The sequence below is a fragment of the Lactobacillus sp. XV31L genome (genome assembly GCF_059900865.1).
Genome location: NZ_JBWXGC010000007.1, coordinates 26,541 through 46,349, shown reverse-complemented (window position 1 = coordinate 46,349; position 19,809 = coordinate 26,541). Strand labels below are relative to the sequence as shown.

At 43.6% G+C, this 19,809-nt stretch carries 17 protein-coding genes, 1 pseudogene and 1 other annotated feature; of the genes and pseudogenes, 13 read left to right on the top strand and 5 right to left on the bottom strand.

From position 1 onward, the window contains the following. The first annotated feature begins 294 nt into the window (after window positions 1–294). From AC2JF7_RS05940 to AC2JF7_RS05920, 5 genes are all read left to right on the top strand, one after another. The gene (locus tag AC2JF7_RS05940) at window positions 295–1,380 is read left to right on the top strand and encodes a D-alanine--D-alanine ligase family protein (RefSeq protein ID WP_500727776.1); all 1,086 of its coding nucleotides are present in this window, start codon (window positions 295–297) and stop codon (window positions 1,378–1,380) included. Window positions 1,381–1,407: 27 nt separating this feature from the next. Continuing rightward, a complete protein-coding gene (locus AC2JF7_RS05935; protein ID WP_500727775.1) occupies window positions 1,408–2,181 on the top strand; it encodes a transcriptional regulator in 774 nt (257 codons plus the stop codon). Between the two features lie 126 nt (window positions 2,182–2,307). Continuing rightward, window positions 2,308–3,417, top strand: coding sequence for a YibE/F family protein (locus AC2JF7_RS05930; RefSeq protein WP_500727774.1), 1,110 nt, complete (start codon window positions 2,308–2,310; stop codon window positions 3,415–3,417). A gap of 2 nt (window positions 3,418–3,419) precedes the next feature. After that, on the top strand, window positions 3,420–4,181 hold the full coding sequence (locus AC2JF7_RS05925; protein WP_500727773.1) for a YibE/F family protein: 762 nt from the start codon (window positions 3,420–3,422) through the stop codon (window positions 4,179–4,181). Then, window positions 4,178–4,996, top strand: coding sequence for an alpha/beta hydrolase (locus AC2JF7_RS05920; RefSeq protein ID WP_500727772.1), 819 nt, complete (start codon window positions 4,178–4,180; stop codon window positions 4,994–4,996). The genes AC2JF7_RS05925 and AC2JF7_RS05920 overlap by 4 nt, the downstream gene beginning before the upstream one ends. 104 nt (window positions 4,997–5,100) lie before the next feature. Here the strand turns inward: AC2JF7_RS05920 and AC2JF7_RS05915 are convergent, their stop codons facing one another. Genes AC2JF7_RS05915 through AC2JF7_RS05905 form a run of 3 tightly spaced genes read right to left on the bottom strand, consistent with a single transcriptional unit; the run spans window position 5,101 to window position 7,212 of the window. Then, window positions 5,101–5,916 carry an amino acid ABC transporter substrate-binding protein gene (locus AC2JF7_RS05915; protein ID WP_500727771.1) on the bottom strand — a complete coding sequence of 272 codons (816 nt, stop codon included), beginning with the start codon at window positions 5,914–5,916 and terminating at the stop codon, window positions 5,101–5,103. 11 nt (window positions 5,917–5,927) lie between these two features. Further along, window positions 5,928–6,560, bottom strand: a complete 633-nt coding sequence (locus tag AC2JF7_RS05910) for an amino acid ABC transporter ATP-binding protein (protein WP_500727770.1) — start codon at window positions 6,558–6,560, stop codon at window positions 5,928–5,930. A gap of 10 nt (window positions 6,561–6,570) precedes the next feature. Continuing rightward, window positions 6,571–7,212 (bottom strand): amino acid ABC transporter permease, encoded by a 642-nt coding sequence (locus AC2JF7_RS05905; RefSeq protein WP_500727769.1) that lies wholly within the window; start codon window positions 7,210–7,212, stop codon window positions 6,571–6,573. 43 nt (window positions 7,213–7,255) lie between these two features. Further along, window positions 7,256–7,485, bottom strand: a binding site (T-box leader). Between the two features lie 362 nt (window positions 7,486–7,847). Between AC2JF7_RS05905 and AC2JF7_RS05900 the strand changes: the two genes are divergently transcribed. Continuing rightward, complete coding sequence (locus AC2JF7_RS05900) at window positions 7,848–8,105, top strand: hypothetical protein (RefSeq protein ID WP_500727768.1); 258 nt, start codon at window positions 7,848–7,850, stop codon at window positions 8,103–8,105. Between the two features lie 262 nt (window positions 8,106–8,367). Further along, on the top strand, window positions 8,368–8,892 hold the full coding sequence (locus tag AC2JF7_RS05895; protein WP_500727767.1) for a DJ-1/PfpI family protein: 525 nt from the start codon (window positions 8,368–8,370) through the stop codon (window positions 8,890–8,892). Between the two features lie 255 nt (window positions 8,893–9,147). On the opposite strand, the gene AC2JF7_RS05890 is transcribed toward AC2JF7_RS05895, so the two are convergent. Continuing rightward, window positions 9,148–9,501 carry an aggregation-promoting factor C-terminal-like domain-containing protein gene (locus tag AC2JF7_RS05890; protein ID WP_500727766.1) on the bottom strand — a complete coding sequence of 118 codons (354 nt, stop codon included), beginning with the start codon at window positions 9,499–9,501 and terminating at the stop codon, window positions 9,148–9,150. A gap of 167 nt (window positions 9,502–9,668) precedes the next feature. Between AC2JF7_RS05890 and AC2JF7_RS05885 the strand changes: the two genes are divergently transcribed. After that, on the top strand, window positions 9,669–12,206 hold the full coding sequence (locus tag AC2JF7_RS05885) for a M1 family metallopeptidase (RefSeq protein WP_500727765.1): 2,538 nt from the start codon (window positions 9,669–9,671) through the stop codon (window positions 12,204–12,206). Window positions 12,207–12,278: 72 nt separating this feature from the next. Here AC2JF7_RS05885 and AC2JF7_RS05880 read toward each other — a convergent pair whose 3' ends face one another. Continuing rightward, window positions 12,279–13,490, bottom strand: coding sequence for a L,D-transpeptidase family protein (locus AC2JF7_RS05880; protein WP_500727764.1), 1,212 nt, complete (start codon window positions 13,488–13,490; stop codon window positions 12,279–12,281). 110 nt (window positions 13,491–13,600) lie between these two features. Here AC2JF7_RS05880 and AC2JF7_RS05875 point away from each other — a divergent pair, with 110 nt between their 5' ends. The 5 genes and pseudogenes from AC2JF7_RS05875 (at window position 13,601) to AC2JF7_RS05855 (ending at window position 19,745) form a co-directional block, all read left to right on the top strand. Continuing rightward, window positions 13,601–14,389, top strand: a complete 789-nt coding sequence (locus AC2JF7_RS05875) for a DUF4931 domain-containing protein (protein WP_500727841.1) — start codon at window positions 13,601–13,603, stop codon at window positions 14,387–14,389. 134 nt (window positions 14,390–14,523) lie between these two features. Next, the gene (locus AC2JF7_RS05870; RefSeq protein WP_500727763.1) at window positions 14,524–15,138 is read left to right on the top strand and encodes an ECF transporter S component; all 615 of its coding nucleotides are present in this window, start codon (window positions 14,524–14,526) and stop codon (window positions 15,136–15,138) included. Between the two features lie 182 nt (window positions 15,139–15,320). Next, window positions 15,321–16,070, top strand: coding sequence for an ABC transporter ATP-binding protein (locus AC2JF7_RS05865; protein WP_500727762.1), 750 nt, complete (start codon window positions 15,321–15,323; stop codon window positions 16,068–16,070). Window positions 16,071–16,081: 11 nt separating this feature from the next. Further along, window positions 16,082–17,884 carry an FtsX-like permease family protein gene (locus tag AC2JF7_RS05860; RefSeq protein ID WP_500727761.1) on the top strand — a complete coding sequence of 601 codons (1,803 nt, stop codon included), beginning with the start codon at window positions 16,082–16,084 and terminating at the stop codon, window positions 17,882–17,884. Between the two features lie 43 nt (window positions 17,885–17,927). Next, window positions 17,928–19,745 (top strand): annotated as a pseudogene (locus tag AC2JF7_RS05855) (FtsX-like permease family protein). Window positions 19,746–19,809 lie beyond the last annotated feature (64 nt).

The window sequence follows — 19,809 nt, the reverse complement described above, 5'->3', positions numbered from 1 at the left end:
CAAATAGTTTTTTTGCAATTCTGTTATAACAAATTTGCTATAATTTCTTAGGGAAGTGCTCATTCATGGTAAGAAGAGGCCTGCTTGCCAACATTTTATTGCTATCTTGCTTGAAGAGTATAACTGATTCGCTATTGCTGATTTGGCCAAATAAGATAACAAATTTAGAGGTAGCTAAACATTAAAATGTCTTTGGCAAAAATATTTCCTAAAAATCGCCTAATTTCTGCTTATTTCGCCATTTATTGCCGTATAATGAAAAAAGCTAGAAATAATATTTAAGAGGTAAAAGCAATGACGAAGAAAACACAGGTTGGCCTTATTTTCGGTGGAAATTCATCTGAATATGAAGTTTCAATTATGTCGGGCCACAATATTTATAGTGCAATTGACAAGGATAAGTTTGACGTTCACCCGATCTGGATTACCAATTCAGGCTACATTGCTAGTGAAAAAGACGCCTTCAAGGTACTTGCTGATCCCCATTATACGGTTGAAAACCCACACAAGGTGGCTAACCTCGCCAACTTAATCGAGCTGACTGACCTGCCAGAAATTGATGTTTTCTTCCCCATTGTGCATGGCAATTTAGGCGAAGATGGCAGTTTGCAGGGATTATTCCGAATCCTAGACAAGGCCTTTGTTGGTGATGATGTTTTGGCTGCAGCAGTCACGATGGACAAGGAATTTACTAAAATTTTAGCTCAGCGGGCCGGCGTTCCAGTAGCCGACTGGATTGCCATCAAGCGTTTTGAATATGAAGACAAGCATAGCGATAAGCGTGACTATGCTTACGTTAGTGCCAAGCTGGGCGATGACTTGTTCGTAAAGCCGTCTAATCAGGGGTCATCTGTTGGCGTTCACCATGTTACTAATGCACAAGAATATCAAGAAGCGCTAGCTGATGCCTTTAAGTATGACGACAAGGTTCTAGTAGAAGAGACCATTCATGGGACAGAAGTTGAAACGGCAGTGTTAGGCAATGACCAGCCACTTGTTTCTGGCGTTGGCCAGATTATTAACGCTGCTGGAACCTTTTATAGCTATGACAATAAATATAATGATAATTCAACTACAACTTTGCAGATTCCAGCAGACCTACCAGCAGAAATAGTTGAAAAGGTTCAAAAAAATGCCCGCAAAGTATACCAGGCAACTGAATGCAGTGGTCTAGCTCGGATTGACTCGACTCTGCGGGAAAGCGACCAAAAGGTAATCTTAACCGAAGTAAACGCCCTGCCAGGCTTTACCAACATCAGCATGTACCCTAAACTATTTGAGGAAGCAGGCATTTCCTATACTGATCTAATTACGCGCCTTATTGAGCTTGCTCAAAAGCGCTATGAGCATAAGCAGACCCTATTGCACAAACTAGGCTGATAGCATTGTATTTGGGAGTAATACTTTATGACTAGTGACAACCATAACTTTGAAGAACTGACCGCGCCGGCTGCGACGGCTAAAGAACTGCAAATCAGTGTTGCAACCTTGCGCAAGTACTCGCTCATTGTTGAACGGGTCACGGGCAAGGCCGATTATTATGCCCGAACCAAGCAAAAAGCCCGCTTGTACAGCAAGCAAGATGTGCAGGACTTGAAGGACTTTCACCAATTGGCTCAAGACAATGGCCTGACCCTGCAAGAAGCGGCCCAGCAAGTCTTTGCCGTAAGCCAAGAGAAAGACCAGGTAAAGGCTAAGAGCAGCAAAAAGAAGCAGGAGGTATTGCCTGCGCCGCAAGCAATGAAATTGCTTAACGCCCTGCAGCAAACAATTGGTCAGCAGAACACAGCATTAGAAAAGCTGCAAAAGCAGTTGAACCGCATCGAAGAGCAAAACAAGATGCTGCTGGAAAAACAAGCCCAACTTGAAAAAAAGGGTGGCAAAGAGGAAGACTTTGCGGCCTTGCCAGATATTTCAGGAATTGTCACGGACACGGACAGCGCACTTGATGATGTTCAAGATGTGGCAGTAGAAGAGGACCATCCTTTGACAGCCGATGAGAAGCGGGCCCAAGTTCTGCAGTATGAGCAAAAGTCCAGTAAGCAGGTGCATGAGGAGATTTTAGCTAAGGCCAAAGAAAATGCACAAAAACAAGCCGCTGAAAATGCTCGCCGGACACTTAACGATATGCAGGTAGAACCAGAAAAAAAGCACTGGTGGCAGCGCTTTATTGACATGTAAACAAAAACGACTTTGGGAGCAAAGCCGTTTTTTATAATCTTAAATTTTGCCAATTTAAGCAGAATTTATGAAGAAGCAAGATTATTTTGGTATACAGTAGAACAATATAGAAATGGAGGGATAGCAGTGAACAAAAACAAGCGGCGCTACTGGGTGGCAGCACTTGTAGCAATCATCGGGCTGGCTTTAACAGCCTGCACCTACTTTGCGACTAGCATATATTCTAAAAATGATGTTGCCGTCATCACGGATTCTACTATTAAGGACACCTTGATGGAAAAGAGTACGGATGTATACAACAACAAGGATGAAACCAGAAAGCAGGTTCTGCACCTGCAAATATTGTCAGGTAAGCACCAGGGAGAGCGCTATACAACAACCAATATTTATTACCCCTCCCAACTGGTGACACAGAAATACCGGGCCGGCGAGCGCGTCTTTGTCAGTATTAAAAAAAACGAGCCTGCTATTCAGTATCCCAAGCGTGACTGGGTTTTAGTCTTGACTTTGACTATCATGGCAACCTTGATGGTGGCAGTAGCAGGTAAAAAGGCACTGGGACTGGTCGGGTCAATGATATTGAGCTGGTTGCTCTTTTACCTTGTGATCATGTTAAACATTAAGTTGAATGGTTCTTACATTATTTTGCTGTTTGGTCTAGCTGATATAGTCTTTTCTTTCTTCAGCCTGCTAGTAGTTCAGGGCTTCAATCGAAAAATGCTGGTGACCTGGCTGGCGACACTGCTTGGCGTTTTCGTCTCCTTTGGAATATGCTACCTCATTATGCACCTGACAGGTGAATCAGAAATCAAGTATGAGACCGGCGACTACGCTACGCAAGATCCACGTGGCATCTTCTTGGCTCAAACTTTACTCGGAATTCTGGGTGCCGTGATGGATGAAGCAACTGATATTATTTCCAGCCTGTATGAGCTGATCCAGACCAAGAAGGACTTGACCGTCAGGCAGTTGGTTGATAGCGGGCGGACAATGGGCCAAGAAATTATGGGCCCCTTGATTAATGTTCTCGTGTTGATCTTTATGTCAGAGTCCTTGCCGCTGACTATTATCTACTTGCGTGATAATAACAGCCTGCGGTCAACCTTTGGCTTTACCTTGTCGCTGGGAGTAACGCAGAGCGTAATTTCGGCAATTGGCATTGTTTTGACTGTTGTTTTTGCAACTGGCTGCAGTTTGTTGTTTTTGGAAAACAGAAAATGGGAAGCAGGTGAGTAAAGGTGAGCACATTAATGGCCCTCATCATTGTTTTAGCAATTTTAATGACCATTGTTGGTGGTGAAACGGGTATTCGCAGTTTTTTTAGCGTGCTAATCAATACCTTGTTACTGATTTTGCTGGCAATTTTAATTTCATGGGGCATCAACATTCCGCTGCTGATCTTGATCTTTATTCCGTTAAAATTGGTAACCATTATCTTTTTGGGCACGCACGACTACCAGGTGGCCAAGAATTCCTTTTATTCTGCGCTTTGGGTGTGCTTGCTCATTAGTGCCATGATCTTGGGAATTGGGTACTTGGCCCAAGCTGCGGGCTTAGGGCCAGAAGCAGGAGAGATCTTGGTTGGATTATCGCAAATGCCGGGCTTGAGCTACCCTTTAATAGCTGTTGCCGTTGCTATCTTTTCAACCTTGGGTGCAATAGCTGAAGCAGCGGTGGCAATGAGTTCTGGACTGCTAGAAATAAAAAAGCACAATCCGGAAATTACGCAAGCAAACTTGCAGGCTAGCGGCGTTAAGATTGGCAATGATGTGTTAGGGACAGCGATGAATACAATCTTATTTGGGATGTTTGGCAGTTTTTTGTCCTTGTTCTTATGGTATATTCGCTTGAATTATACCTTGGGCGAAGTTCTAAATGAAAAGATGTTTGTTAATGAGGCACTAATTATTATATATTCGTTGATTGGTGTATTATTAACGGTACCGCTGACAACAGCCTTTTTGGTAAAGAGTATGACAAAACGTGGGGTAAGAAAATGAAGGTAAATGATTTAACGCTAACTAATTTCAACGGACGCAAGTTCAAGGTGCACACATACACGCTGGCTTCAATTGGTGACTTGATAATGCCCAAGCGTCCCTTAGCGATTGTGATTCCAGGAGGCAGCTTTGACCATTTGTCACTGCGTGAAGGTGAACCCGTCGCCTTGGCCTTTAATAATTGCGGCTTCAACAGCGTGGTGATGGAATACAACCTGGTGCAGGACGAAGGCGACATTTATCCGGATGCTGGCTTAGATGTTTTGACCACGGTCAAGTACTTCCGCGATCATGCTGAAGAATATCAGATTGATCCTGCCAAGATTGTGACTGTTGGTTTTTCAGCTGGCGGTCACGTGGCCAGCATGGCCAATAGCATGGCAACGGCTGCGCAGTATCAAAGTCAATTTAGCTTTAAGGCCAATGCTGTTTTGCCCAATAAGACTATCTTGGGTTATCCTCTGATTAACCTAGACAAGTTGGGCTTTGATGTTCCTGAGGATGAAGCAGACATGGTGCCTGAGGATGAATTTGTTAAAAACAGTGCTTTGGGGGTCACAGACCAAACTCCAGACACCTTTATCTTTCATGCCTGGGACGACCCGGTGGTGCTGGCAACCAATACCCTGGAATATGCCAGTGCCTTGCAGGAAAGCAAGGTGCCGTGTGAAATCCATATTTTCAACCGTGGTGGCCACGGCTTTTCCTTAGCCCGCCCTGACATGGTGGTTAAGGAGCGTGAATGGCAGGACAACCCGCATGCTGCCCACTGGTTTGACTTGGCCCAGGAATGGTTAAAGAGTGAGTGGTCATAAAAAGTCAGCACATCGCATAAGACTTATGAGCTTGTTAATTTATCCGGTTGAATAGGATACCATGGTGCAATTTCTTTGGTAACTATTAACCGGTTTTTTTGGTATTAATTGGCCCCAATAATGCCGAACCACTTGCGTGTGATTTGTGCCATTTTGCCAGACTGCCTTACCTTCTTGAATCCGGCATTGATTTTACGCGCCAACTCCTGGTCAGACTTTCTGATGCCCACGACAAAACTCTCACTATGAAAGCCGCCAGCCACCACACTATAATCAGCTGGATTGCTCTCATGCGATAAGTAGTAGCCTGCATAGCCGCGATCAATTAGCAGGCCGTCAATTCGTCCAGCATTGAGGTCCATAAAGGCTTCGCTAAAGCCATCATACAAAACAGGCGTGCGCTTTTTGATCAGGTTTTTCAGAATTTTAGGTTGTTGGTTAAAACTTTCTTGGCCGGAAGAACCGTTCTGCATTCCTAGTACCTTGCCCTGCATGTCTTGGAATCTGCGAATATGCTTCTGCTTTAGCGAAACGACTACCTGGTCATTCTTCAGGTAGCTGCTACTGAAGCGTACTTTTTTAGCTCTTTGTGCAGTCTTGGAATAGCCATTCCAGATTAAGTCGATCGTTTGATTTTGCAATTCATTTTCTTTCATTGACCAATCGATCGGTTGAAAGTCGACTTTAATTCCATAGAGGGCAAAGACAGCTCTGGCTAAGTCAACGTCAAAGCCTACAATGTGACCTGCCTTGTTTTGAAAACCCATCGGTACAAAGGTATCATCAAGGCCAACGATTACCCGCTTTTCAGCCTTAATCCGCGGCCATTGGTCGGTATTGGTCTTGGCCCGGCCACAAGCACTTAAGAGCGGGGAAAGCATGAGTATGAACAGAACTAGCCAATTTCTTTTCTTGGTCATGACAGCCTCCTTTATAGTGGTTCTACTTTTAGCATGTCATCGGCAATATGCCTAGCAAAGTCTAGATCATGGGTTACGACAATTTGCGTAATGCCCTGGTCTTTCAAAGTCAGGATGACCTGTTCCACTTGCTCGCGTAATTCGGGGTCAAGTGCACTGGTTGGTTCATCATAGCCAATAACTTTGGGCCGCATGGCCAGAGCCCGGGCCAAGGCAACGCGCTGTTTTTGCCCGCCCGATAACTGGTAGGGGAAGAGTTGTTCTTTACCAGCCAGGCCTAGTTGGGCCAGTAACTTTTGGGCGTGGCGTACGCTTTCTGCCTTAGTCTTGTGCAAGACTAGGCGAGGTGCTAGCGTGATGTTTTCTAAAACCGACAGGTGAGGAAACAACTGAAAGTCCTGAAAGACGATGCCAACAATCTGGTCGGCGTTGGCCATCTGAGCGGGGTCAAAGGCAACTCCGTCCATGCTTAGTTTGCCCGCATCGACTGTTTCTAGACCAGCTAGGCACCGCAAAAGCGTCGTTTTGCCTGCGCCAGAGGGTCCAACAATAGTGAGGATTTCGCCATCTTTGATTTCTAAGTTTAAGTGGTCAATAATCTTGCGTCCGGCAAAGCTTTTGACTAGGTTTTTGATTTCAAGCATTTTATGCCCCCTATTTATAGTACTGGTAGTGCTTTTCTAGTTTTTTGGCTAAGATGGTCAAAAAAGCAGTTAAGAGCAAGTAAATTAAGCCAACTAAAAATAGTGGAATTAGGCTAACATCGCGGCTCATGGCGATCTTGCCGGCCCGCAATAAGTCGCCCAGGCCTAAAACATAAATCAGTGAGGTATCCTTAACCAGGTTAATCACTTCGTTGCCAATTGATGGCAGGACAATTTTGATCACCTGAGGAAGAACAATCTTAGTAATTGTCTGCTTTTGGGTTAACCGCAGGACCTTGGCTGCTTCATATTGACCATCGGGGATTGATTGAATGCCTCCGCGAAAGATTTCGGCAAAGTAGGCCGCATAGTTCAAAATGAAGGCAAACAGGGCTGCATCATAGCGCTCAAAGACGATGCCCAGTAGCGGCAAACCGTAAAAGACAAAGATTAGTTGCAATAGTAAGGGCGTGCCCCGCATTAGCCAGATGTAAAAATTAAGCAGCCAGCGCAATGGCTTGAGCCGAGTCTGCAAGGCAAAGGACAATACTATTCCTAATGGAATTGAACCCAGCAAGGTAAAGAAGAAAACCTTCAAAGTCATTCCGGCACCATTTAATAAAGCTGGAAAAATTTCTAAAGCATAATTCATCTAACTCCTCCTTAAAAACAAAAAAGCCCTCTAGCTCAACGAGCTAAAGGACGAATAAACGTGGTTCCACCTTTTTTCATTATTGCCTCACGACAATAACCTCAAGAAGTCTAACAACTTCTGATGCGCTAACGGGCATTCCCGTCCCTTTCTACTGACTTTCAAAAGGGATACTCCCAGATGTGGTTCGCTTTATTCTTCTGCCTTTTTCCATCAACCAAAGGCTCTCTGCTTAGAATAAAATAAAGCTACTCTTCTGTTCGAAGTTAATAATTGCTCTCTATCTTAACCGATTATGCCTTATTTGGAAAGACCTTATTTTTGCAGCAGAAGACTCGGCATGAACACCAAGCCTCTTTTTGTGCACATAATAAGTCATTTGGACTACGCATAAAATGTAATCTTTAATTTGGGCTGCAGACAAGAGTGAGTACGGCTTTGCATAATAAATTTAACAATTGCTTAATAGATAAAGTAGTAAGGCTGATGTGTAGCCTTTTAGCAGATAAGCAGAAAAACAAATTATTAATTTATTTTAATCTCAATAAAAAAGATAATTTTTTAAGCAAGGCTCTTGCATTTATTTTATGAGGGTATATAATACGCATATTTATATCGAAAGAAGGGACATGGTTTTGAAGTTAACAAAGATAAGAGTCTGGACAGTGATTAATGGCCTACTGACTTTGAGTAGTCTAATCATGTTGTTCTTTGGATTATGCCAGAAGGTTAATGCGTCAACCCGCCTATTAGGCAACAAGCAAGCGCTTGTTCTTGATAGTAACAGCATGATTATTATGGGCGCGGTGGTCGCATTGACCATCTTCGGCTTAGCATTTTTTGCCACTTGGTTTAGATGCGGCCGCGTTAAAGCCCACTTATCACACCATTAATGACCAAGAAAACTGTGCTTCATTTTGAAGCACAGTTTTTTGCTTCCCCTAGTATGGTGAAAAATGTGCTAACCAGCTCAATTTATTCAAAAGCGGGTAATTCATTTTGCTTAAACTAGGATATAATATTCATATTGAACTAGTGTTCTAAAAGAAAACGATCTGAAATGAAGAAAATGAGTTAGTAGGCAGGATTTATGAAACAGGCAATTTTTATATTATTAATGAATATTCTGACTGGGAAGGTGCATATCTTGCAAGTATGATAAATTCAAATCAAAATTGGGAAGTTAAAACAGCTTCTGTAGAAAAGGAGGTTTCATCGCTAGGTGGATTTAAAACGATAGTAGACTATAAATTAAAGCAAATTCCACTTGATAATGAGTTATTAGTGTTAATTGGTGGAAATTCATGGACAATTGAAAATGAACTATTAAAGCAAATAATTACTGAACGACTGGTAAATAATCGACCAGTTGGAGCAATATGTGGAGCTGTTGATTACCTTGCCCAAAATGGTTTGCTGAGCCGTTTTCGTCATACTGGGAATGCTCAATTTTTATGGAAAGATTTTGACCAATATCAGAATAAAAATGATTTTGTTGAACAGCAGGTTGTGCGAGATCAAAATCTCGTTACTGCCAATGGGACAGCACCGCTAGAATTTACTCAAGCAGTACTAAAAATGATTAATTTTAAAGATGATAAGGAAATTGACCAAGATATCAAGCTATATCAAATGGGCTTTTACCAATATAGTTCTAAGTATGGCAATCCATTTTCTTGAATAATTAATGTGGCTACGCAAGACGGTGGCAGACCTTGCCATTTTGCAAAGCTACTTATTTTTGGAACGGCCCAAAATAAGGCCTTGCTCGATTTTCTCTTAGAGCAAAATCATTCTAAAAAGAGGGTAAATTCTTGAAAAGAGCGCTTTGACCAGGTTCCGCACATGCTGCAAAAGAGTTGAAAACAAATAAAAACGCCTAGCTTATTGCTAGACGTTTTTTATTAAAAGGGAATTTAATAATTGTGGATTGCTTTAATACCAATGATGAGTCAACCAAAAGCGCTTGGCGTTAACCCATGAGCCGTATCGACCATATACATAGTTGTCAGCTGTCTTATCCTGGTTCTTCTTGGAGAAGTTTCCGTGCAGATATGAAATGTTCAGTTGGTACTTGCCATAACAAACGCCATTTCTAGCGTGGTAGTTACCGCCTGATTCATGCATAGCAATCCACTTCTTGGCTGCACGTTCAGCTTTAGATAATTTAGCCGCCTGCACTGTTTGTGTACACGGATTGGTGTTAGTTGTTTCAATTACTGCCACAAAGCCAAAGGCTAATGCCAGTGCTGCGACTAGTTTATATATAAAACTTTTACTTTTATTCAATTTGCTTCATTCCCCGTAACACGCTATTTAACTATAAATAATGATACACAGCCAATGTTTCATTGTTGTTACAGAACGAACACGCATCGCTTACAAACAAGATTTAATGGTATTTTCAGGTAAGTTTGGTAAAATTTAAGTTAACAGCTATATTTAGGAGGCAAGCTATGTCAGAAAAACATTTTTATGAAACTTTTCATCCCGATCATTATGACTTATTCATTGATATCGATCGCAAGAAAAAAACGATTAAGGGCACTTCCACAATCACAGGTCAAGCCATGGAAGACAGCATCTTGGTCAACCAGAAGTATATGGAAATCAATTCAGTTAAGTGTGGAGGACAAAGCGTACCATTCACTGTAGATAACGACGGTGAAGGCATCAAGATTGACTTGGGCAAGACGGGCAAGGTAACGGTTGAAATTGCCTATTCTGCACCTTTGACTGATACAATGATGGGGATTTATCCATCTTACTATAAGGTTGACGGCATCAAAAAGCAGGTTATTGGAACGCAGTTTGAAACTACTGCGGCACGCCAAGCTTTTCCTTGTGTCGACGAGCCAGAAGCCAAGGCGACTTTTTCCCTTGCATTGAAGTATGATGAGCAGGCCGGTGAGACCACTATTGCTAACATGCCTGAAATCAAGGTTGAAAATGGTGTGCACTACTTTGACCAGACAGTTAGAATGTCTAGCTACTTGATTGCCTTTGCCTTTGGCGACTTGCAATCCAAGATGACTGAGACCAAAGATGGTGTCAAGGTTGGCGTCTTTGCGACGAAGGCGCACAAGGCCAAAGAACTAGACTTTGCCCTGGATATTGCCAAGCGTGCCATCGAATTTTACGAAGACTTCTATGAGACCAAATACCCATTGCCGCACTCTTGGCAACTTGCTTTGCCAGACTTTTCAGCTGGTGCAATGGAAAACTGGGGCTTAATTACTTATCGTGAAGCTGCTATCTTGCTTGACCCAGACAACGCAACGGATGAGCAAAAGGCTTACGTGGCCACGGTAATTGCACATGAACTGGCCCACCAGTGGTTTGGTGACCTGGTGACGATGAAGTGGTGGGATGACCTGTGGTTAAACGAAAGTTTTGCCAACATGATGGAATACGTATCAGTCGATGCCTTGGAGCCAGAGTGGCACGTCTGGGACAACACCTACCAGGTTTCTGAAGTACCAGCAGCCCTTAGACGGGATGCTACAGATGGTGTTCAGTCAGTCCACGTTGAAGTAGAGCATCCAGCTGATATTGACGCACTCTTTGACAGTGCGATTGTCTATGCTAAGGGGTCACGGATGCTGGTCATGGTCCGGGCACTTTTAGGCGACGATGCTTTGCGCAAGGGACTGAAATACTACTTCAACCAGCATAGCTTTGGCAATGCAACGGGAGATGACCTCTGGAATGCCTTGTCTACTACTACTGACCTTGACATTGGCAAGATTATGCATACTTGGCTCGACCAGCCTGGTTACCCTGTGGTTAGTGCTAAAGTTGATGAAAAAGGCCACCTGCTCTTGACGCAGAAGCAATTCTTTACCGGTGATGGCAAGGATGTTGGTCGCAAGTGGGCAATTCCTTTGAACGCTAACTTCACTGCACCGCAGATTATGGCTGAGCGCGAACTTGACCTAGGCAACTACCAGGACTTGCGCGCTGCAACAGGTCATGCCCTGCGCCTCAATGTGGGCAATAGCTCTCACTTTATTGTTAACTACGATGAGACATTGATGGCCGATATTATGGCCGACTTGACTGCCCTCAAGCCGGTAGACCAGCTGCAATTGCTCCAAGACTTGGGACTTCTAGCTGAAGGCAAGCAAGTTTCCTTTGCTAAATTGGTACCGCTCTTGCCTAAATTTGCGGATTCACGCTCTAATATTGTCATTGCTGCAATGCTTGGTGTAGCTGAAAAACTGCGCATGTTCACCAAGCCAGATTCACCGGAAGAAAAGAATCTGAAGGCCTTCACTCATAAGTTGGCCCACCAGCAGATGACCCGTTTAGGCTGGCAGCCACAGGATACAGACAGCGATGATGATCGGATCATGCGACCGATGGTCTTATCAGCTGAGTTGTATGCTGAAGACCGGGAAACGATTGAAGCAGGCCATGAGATTTTTACGTCCAATGACCATAACTTGGCCGGTATTAATGCCGCAATTCGGCCGTATGTTTTGATCAACGAGGTCAAAAACTACAATAAGTCAGGTTTAGTGGACCGTTTGCTGATGCAATACCAAGCTGCAGTTGACCCATACTACAAGAATGATTTGATGTCTGCTGTGCGGTCAACCAAGGATGCCAGCGATATTGCCAAAATTGTGGTCGACTTTCAGGACGCCGATGTCATCAAGCCACAGGACTTAAGAAGTTGGTACTTCGGCATCTTGGCCAATAACAAGGGTGAGCAGGCTGCTTGGGACTGGCTGCGTAGCCAGTGGTCATGGCTAGAAAAGACAATTGGCGGCGATATGGAATTCACCACCTATATCACAGTCACTGCCCGGGCTTTCCATACCGCTAATCGCTTAAGCGAATTTCAAGAATTCTTTGGTCCCAAGATTGATCAACCAGGCTTAGGGCGCGAGATCAAGATGGACACCAATGTGATTGCCACCAAGGTAGACTTGGTTGAAAGCGAACAGGGTGCTGTCAATCAAGCTGTTGCAGCTGCACTGCAGGATTAAAAATTGCTTTGTTTGATGCAGACCAAGTAAAAAGTCTGAGGAATAATTTCCTCAGACTTTTTTGTTATTCAATTAATCGTATACAATAACAGCTTCATGCTTGATAACATTGTGCCAAACATGTTTGATTTCATGTGGCTTAATGTTGATGCAGCCGTGTGAACCGCCCCGCAGGTATGCTGTTTTTGACCAGTCGCCCCGCCAGGAAGCGTCATGCAAGCCGCAGCCACTTAGAGTGAAGGGCATCCAATACTTGACTCTGGAGGCGTACTTAGAACCATCATTGTTGAACCCGCGTAAGACAGCAGGCGATTCCTTGTAGTGGATGTACCAAACGCCTTGTGGAGTCCGGTTACCCTTGCCGCCATCCTTAGTACCGGTAACAACATCGGTTAAATGCACAGCCAGCTTGCCTTTACGCACTATCCAGAGTTCTTGTCTTTTAAGAGAAATGACAATGTAGTTGTTGCCAATGCCATGATTGTTTAAGCCATAGCCCAGACCATATGTGCTGTAGCCCAAGCCATAAATGTAATCTTGTCCATCAATGCTTTTGGTTCCATTGAGAAAGGCTTGCTCAACTGCAGCTTGTGCCTTTTTCACATTAACGCCCCAACCATAGCTTTCATTTTTAACGGTAATTTTTTTGCCCGCCAGCTTTTTGCCTGCTGGCACTGCAAACTTGTATGTCTTGTGCAGGGTCGTAACGTCCTGGTCGATCTTATTCAGCTGGGCTGTGAGATCTTCAACGTTGAGAAAGTCATACTTGCCCTGTTTAAACACCGCTTTGTTGATGAGGGACTTGGCCTTTAGTTGATAAGTCTTGCCTGCAACCTTGTAATTGACAGTGGCGCGGCTAACGGCTTCTAATTTCTTATTGGCAGCATCAAGTTCACTATTGCGGTACTCGTAGTCTCGTTTATCCGGCATTGTTGTGTGTTGCTTTTTAAAATAGCTAGTGACGGTCTGCTGGTCAATTGTAGCAAGATCAGGATCTTGTTCGATTGTTACCTTGCCGTTTTCAAGCACAACAATGTTGTTGGCCCGGTCGTTGATTTTTTTAGTGGCCTTGGCAACTGTAAGCTTGCCAACATTGACGCCGTAGACGCGTACATTTGGGTTAAAGTGGCTAGTGGCAAATGCTCTGGCTTGTTTTTGGGATTCAACATGGTTATTGTATAAAACAACACCAAAAACAACCGCAAGAATTAAAATGACTCCAGCAATAATTAAGTACAAATTATTGCGGTTATTGTATTTTTTCAAATTTTTTCTAGATTGCATAAGTTACCTACCAAATAATGTAATTGTAAAATTATTGCGTTTTAAGTTTATCATCTATTGCAGAGCTAGTAAAATACAAGGGTCAGCAAAAGATCAGGGAGGGAATTATGATGGAAAATGAGCCGCTAATTTTTGATGTTAAGACTGCTAAAGGCAAGCCTAATTCTTACCGTAAGGCAAGAGGCAATTCGGAGTGTCCCTTCTGCGCGGTTGCAGGACTGAGCGATATTTACAAGCAAGAGGGGGACATGATTTGGCTGCACAATAAGTTTCCCACCCTCCGCCAAACGACCCAGACCGTGCTGGTGGAATCAAGCGACCATAGCGGTGATATTGTAAATTATACAGCAGAATACAACCGTAAATTATTGCGCTTTGCGCTGGGCTGCTTTAATGAAATGAATGATAGTAAGCAGTTCAAGTCAGTTTTGTGGTACAAGAATTATGGGCCACACTCAGGAGGCTCGCTGGTGCATCCCCACATGCAGATCGTAGGCCTAAAAGAGCAGGATGGCTACCAGTACATTCATCCAGATAACTTTAGTGGAATTACCTTATTTGATCAAGCAGGAGTAGAAGTAAACGTGGCAACCCACCCAGTCCAGGGCTACGTTGAATTGAACATCAACCTGCTTGACACAGCTGGTCTTGACTTGTGGGCAGATTGGATTCAAAGCAGTGCCAAGTACATGCTGACTGTGCTATCAGGAGGCCGCTGTGACTCTTACAACTTATTCTTTTACCCACTTTCGGGTGGCGGAATTTGTGCCAAACTAGTGGCTCGGTTTTTGGCGTCGCCTTACTTTGTGGGTTACAAGCTTTCGCAAGTTGACAATAAGGAAAAGCTGCTGGAAGAGGCAGCATGCTTGCGCCAGTTTTTTGATAATGGTTCAAAATGAGGTCAACAGTCAAAAACGCACGCAATAGTTTTTATTAATCAACCTGCTAGTACAACTAATAAGAGGTACTAGCAAAATTTGCGAGCACATGCATTTAGCAATATAATAAGCAAAGATTTTTAAAGGAGAAATAAATGCACAGAGAACAAACCAAAAAGATGGCAATTACTGCCTTATTCGTTGCCATTTTTTTGTTACAAACATTTGTACCAAACATTGGCTACATTCGAATTTTGCCGAACCTGCCTGCAATTACAACGATTCCCCTAACGGTTTCAGTGTATTCTTTGATCATGGGCCCACTTGCTGGTACGTTTTTTGGTCTGTTTTGGGGTTTCGTTCGCTTATTCCAAGCATATACTCAGCCGGGCGATATGGTCAGCTTAATGCTGTTTCAAAATATTTTTATTTCGCTGGTGCCAAGTATTCTGGCTGGCCTGTTTCCAGGTTTGATCGGCAAGTGGCTTGCGCAAAAGTCCAGTCGGGTTCAAGAAATTGGTTACATTGTTGCCGGTGCCGTCACCTCCTTGACTAACACAGCCATGGTTATTTTGTTGACAAGTATTATCTTTATGAATAAGTCGACGCTGTTAAGCGGCTATATGGGCAATTTTGCCAAGGATACGCCTTTGATTCTAGTGCTGATCATTGCACTTGGGATGAACGGACTGATTGAAGCCATCTTCACGGCAATTGTCACGCCAATTATCGTCACACCTGTAAAGAAGGTGCTCAAGCGGGTACGCTAGTGAGCGCTTCCTTATTAAAAATTTAATATATGCTGTTGTCGCATTATGACGGCTTGTACAAAAGATAAGTCTTCTGGGAAAGAAGGAAGACTTATCTTTTTTTCATAATTTAATTGACAAGTTGTCCTAATTGAATTAGTGTATTAGATATATAATACAAAGTGATACAGAAAGGACCAACTATGACTGAGATTTTGCGGGTAGATCAAGTTACCAAGACTTATGGCAAGCGCGGCGAAAAGCAATACCAAGCACTGAAGGGAATCAACTTTGGTGTTAATGCGGGTGAGTTTGTGGCCATCATGGGTGCCTCCGGTTCTGGTAAGACGACTCTGCTCAATATTATGTCAACCTTAGACAAGCCAACAACTGGTCATGTCTTTATCAACCATGAAGACAACAGTACCTTGAATGCCAACCAGTTGGCAGACTTTAGGAGCAAGCAAATTGGCTTTATCTTTCAAGACTTTAATTTGCTAGAGAACCTGACCAACCGGGAAAACATCGCCCTTCCGCTGACCTTAAGGGGCATTGGAGCGAGCCGAATTGACCCCTTAGTAGGCAAGATTGCTACAAGACTGAGGATTGACCATATTTTATCCAAGTACCCAGCTGAAGTGTCAGGCGGGCAGAAGCAGCGGGTCGCTGCAGCGCGGGCACTAGTACATGAACCAGCTATTTTGCTAGCGGACGAGCCAACCGGTGCCCTTGATTCAAAGAGTGCACGTAAACTGCTTGATACCATGGCTGACCTCAACCAAAATGATGGCGTCACTACTTTAATGGTGACCCATGACCCCTTTGCAGCTAGCTTTGCCAACCGTATTCTGTTTATCAAAGACGGTCAAATTGGCGAGCAATTGCTCAAAAGCGACTTGCCCCGCCAGCAATTCTATCACCTCCTAATTGACCACCTAGGAACTGAGGAATAGGGGGCAGGGTCATGATTTGGAAGCTATCTTTAACTGGAATTAAAAGCCGCTTTAAGGACTATCTGGTACTCTTTTCGGGTTTGGCAGTTGCAAGTGCCATCTTCTACATGTTCTTGACGATTGCCATTAATCCCGCCTTCATTGCTAAGGATGTACGTGTACCAACTGATTATTTAAACTTTACCTTTGCCTTTGGAATTGTTTTATTAGTCATTATTACCTTTGTCTACTTGCTCTATGCCAACTCCTTCTTGCTGAGCATGCGCAAGCACGACTACGGCATGTTCATGATGCTAGGTGCCAAGAGCTCGCGCATTGGCCTCTTGATCTTTTGTGAAACGCTGATTACTGGCATTCTGGCAACAGTTTTGGGAATCATAGTGGGTTTTGCTTTGACTGCTGTGGTCTCCAAGCTGTTAATTGTTAAACTTGGCTTGACCATCACGCACTTTCAAGTGGTGTTACCGAAGGCGATTATTTGGACGATCATCTTCTTTGTTGCCATGTTCTTTTTAGGGGCGCTGCGCAATGTTCGCAAGTTGACGCATACGCCGGTGATTAGCCTGCTTGGTGAAGACCAAAAGCCAGCCCTGGTCAAGGGGCATCACTTGCTGCGGGCTGTAGAAGCATTGCTTGGAGTTGTCTTGCTAGCAGCTGGCTACTATATTCTGAATTTGCCACCAATGCGGTTCATGATCATTATTCCAGCTGCCTTATTGACGATTGTGGCTGGCTCCTACTTCACCTTTAATGCCTTCTTTAGTGCGATAGTTGGCTACTTAATCAAGCGAAGCAGTTTTTCTTACCATGGCATACGCATGTTTACACTAGGCCAGTTAAAGTTTCGCCTGCGTGAGTATACCCGGATGTTAACGATGATCTCACTGCTCTTTGCTCTGGCCTTGGGGGCCATTACGGTCGGCTTGAACTTTGACGGCCTTAAAGACCAGGTAAAGGATAATACCTATTATGATACAATCTTGGTCTCCAAGTCGCCAGCTGTTAAAAAAGAAGTAGGCAAGCTGACGCTTAATAGCAAGCAAAGCTATACCTACAAAGAAACTAAACATCACCTTTACTTCAAGCGGGAAGAGTTTAAGCATCAACCGGTCAAAAATGTCAAGTTTACCCTTAAGAAAGGCCAGCCGAGTTACCAGGTTGAAACCTTGCCAAGCAATAAAATAGACAAGCCCAAGTCTGATGCCAATAATGCCTTTGGCGCCCTGGTACCTAATGGCGTGCCCAAGACAATCCGCCTAGTAGCAGATAACAAGTGGCCAACTTTAAGCGGGCGCGTGAAGTTTGTCTCCTTTTTGAAGGTAAAAGACTTTAAAAAGGATTATCCTACCTTATTGAAGATTCAGCGCCAGCAGCTGAAAGAAAATTCGAATTATGAAGACCTCTATAATTCTAGTAAGCCATGTAGCTACAAGTTTATTGGCGACTTTAGCAGCGGCTTTGAATTTATGGGCTTCTTCCTCGGTTTTGCCTTTTTAACCATGTTGGCTTCGACGCTTATGTTTAAGGTGCTAAGTGGTGCTGCTAGTGATAAAATCCGCTACAAGATGCTCTACCAAATGGGCACCCGGGAAAAGATGCTGCGGTCTTCCATTAAGCATGAAATCGGCACATTGTTTCTTTTGCCTGCATTGCTAGGCGTGATCGACGTCTTGTTCGGATTGAAGCTATTTCGGGCGCTGCTACCTCAGCCTTACAACAATATTTGGATTCCCTTTACAGTCTTTGCCATCTTGTACTTGTTCTATTACCTGTTGACAGTCAAACTCTATGAAAGAATCGTTTTAAAGAGGTAATTAAGTACTACCAGCTAAAGAAATGCGCAATAAGGAGAAAGCAATGCTTTGGAAACTATCATTAACCGGGGTTAAGAGCCGGCGTAAGGACTATGCAGTCTTATTTTCAGGTCTAGTAGTCGCTAGCATGATTTTTTATATGTTCTTGACGATAGCCATCAATCCCGCTTTCATTACTAACGATATCAATGCCCGAACAAGCTATGTCAACTATATCTTCATTTTTGGCATTGTCCTTTTGGTTATCATTACCTTTGTCTACCTGCTCTATGCCAACTCCTTCTTGCTAAGCATGCGCGAACATGACTACGGCATGTTCATGATGTTAGGCGCCAAAGGTTCGCGCATTGGTTTTTTGATCTTTTGTGAAACGCTGATTACTGGTCTGGTCGCCGTTATCTTGGGCATTGTCTTGGGGTTAGGCCTAACTGCTGTTGTTGCCCAAGTCTTGCTTGGCCAGATGGGTCTTGATATAGGACACTTTCAGGTATTGCTGCCAACAGCTGTTTTGGGGACCATTCTCTTTTTTATCGCAATCTTCTTCCTGGGTGCCTTGGCCAATGTCTATAAACTGGTACATACTCCAGTAATTGCTTTACTGCATGAGGATCAGGTGCCGGTTAAGTCTAGCCGCCATCCGCTAGTATGCGCAATCGAAGCAGTATTAGGAATTGTCTTGCTGGCAATGGGCTACAGCTGTATGGGAATGGAGGTTAGAGAAATCCTTGCTTTAATCCGGATTGCCTTGGTGACCATTGTTGCTGGTACATACTTTACCTTCAACGCCTTAGTCAACTTGCTCATCAGTTTCCTGCTTAAAAGAAAAAGTTTTTCTTACCGTGGCATCCGCATATTTACCCTCGGCCAGTTGAAGTTTCGGATGCAGGACTATACCTGAGTATTAACGATGATCTCACTGCTCTTTGCCTTGGCTTTAGGTGCCATCACCGTTGGGCTCAACTTTTCAACACTTAAGGATCAGGCAATTGCGGGAACTTATTATGACGCTACCATTGTTAGTGACGCGCGACCAATTAAAAAAGAGATGGCCAAGTTATCTATTAAACGCCAGCAAACTTATCATTACAAAGAAACTGGCAAGCATCTCTATTTTAACCGCACTGAATTTGCAGGTAAGCCAGTCAAGTATAAAGAATATGTTATCCCAAAAAGTCAAGCCACCACTCCCGTATATAGGGAGGTCAACTTGTCCACAAATAAGCTGGACGTGCCGCGGTCTGATGCCAATAACGTCTTTAGTAACATGGTCCCCAATGGTATTGAAAAGACAATCCGCATGCTGCCGCAGGCAAAGTGGCAGCAGTTCAAGGGCCAAATCAAGTTTGTTTCCTTTATAAACGTACAAGACTTTAAGCGCGACTATCCTACATTACTGAAGATTCAAAAACTGCAGCTAAAGGCAGACACATCCTTTAATCTGCTCTACAATAGTCCATTGAACAAGGCCCATGCTTATTCAGAAATGAACGGCTATAGCAGCGGATTTGAATTCATGGGCTTCTTCTTGGGGCTAGCCTTTTTAACCATGTTGGCTTCAACGCTCATGTTCAAGGTGCTAAGCGGTGCTCTCCAGGACCGGGGCCGCTACAAAATGCTCTACCAGATGGGCACACGCACTAAGATGCTGCGCCGGTCAATCAATCGGGAAATTGGCACCTTGTTTATCTTGCCTGCATTTTTAGGCATAATTGACGTGCTCTTTGGTCTCAAGTTGTTTCAATATTTTCTCCCTGATCCCTACCACAATATCTGGATTCCCTTCACGCTCTTTCTAGTTTTATACCTGTTTTACTACTTCTTGACGGTTAAACTTTATCAAAAAATCGTTTTAGATTACTAAATATTGCCATATAAAAAGGTTGTGACTACATCGTCACAACCTTTTTGCCTATTATAAATATTGC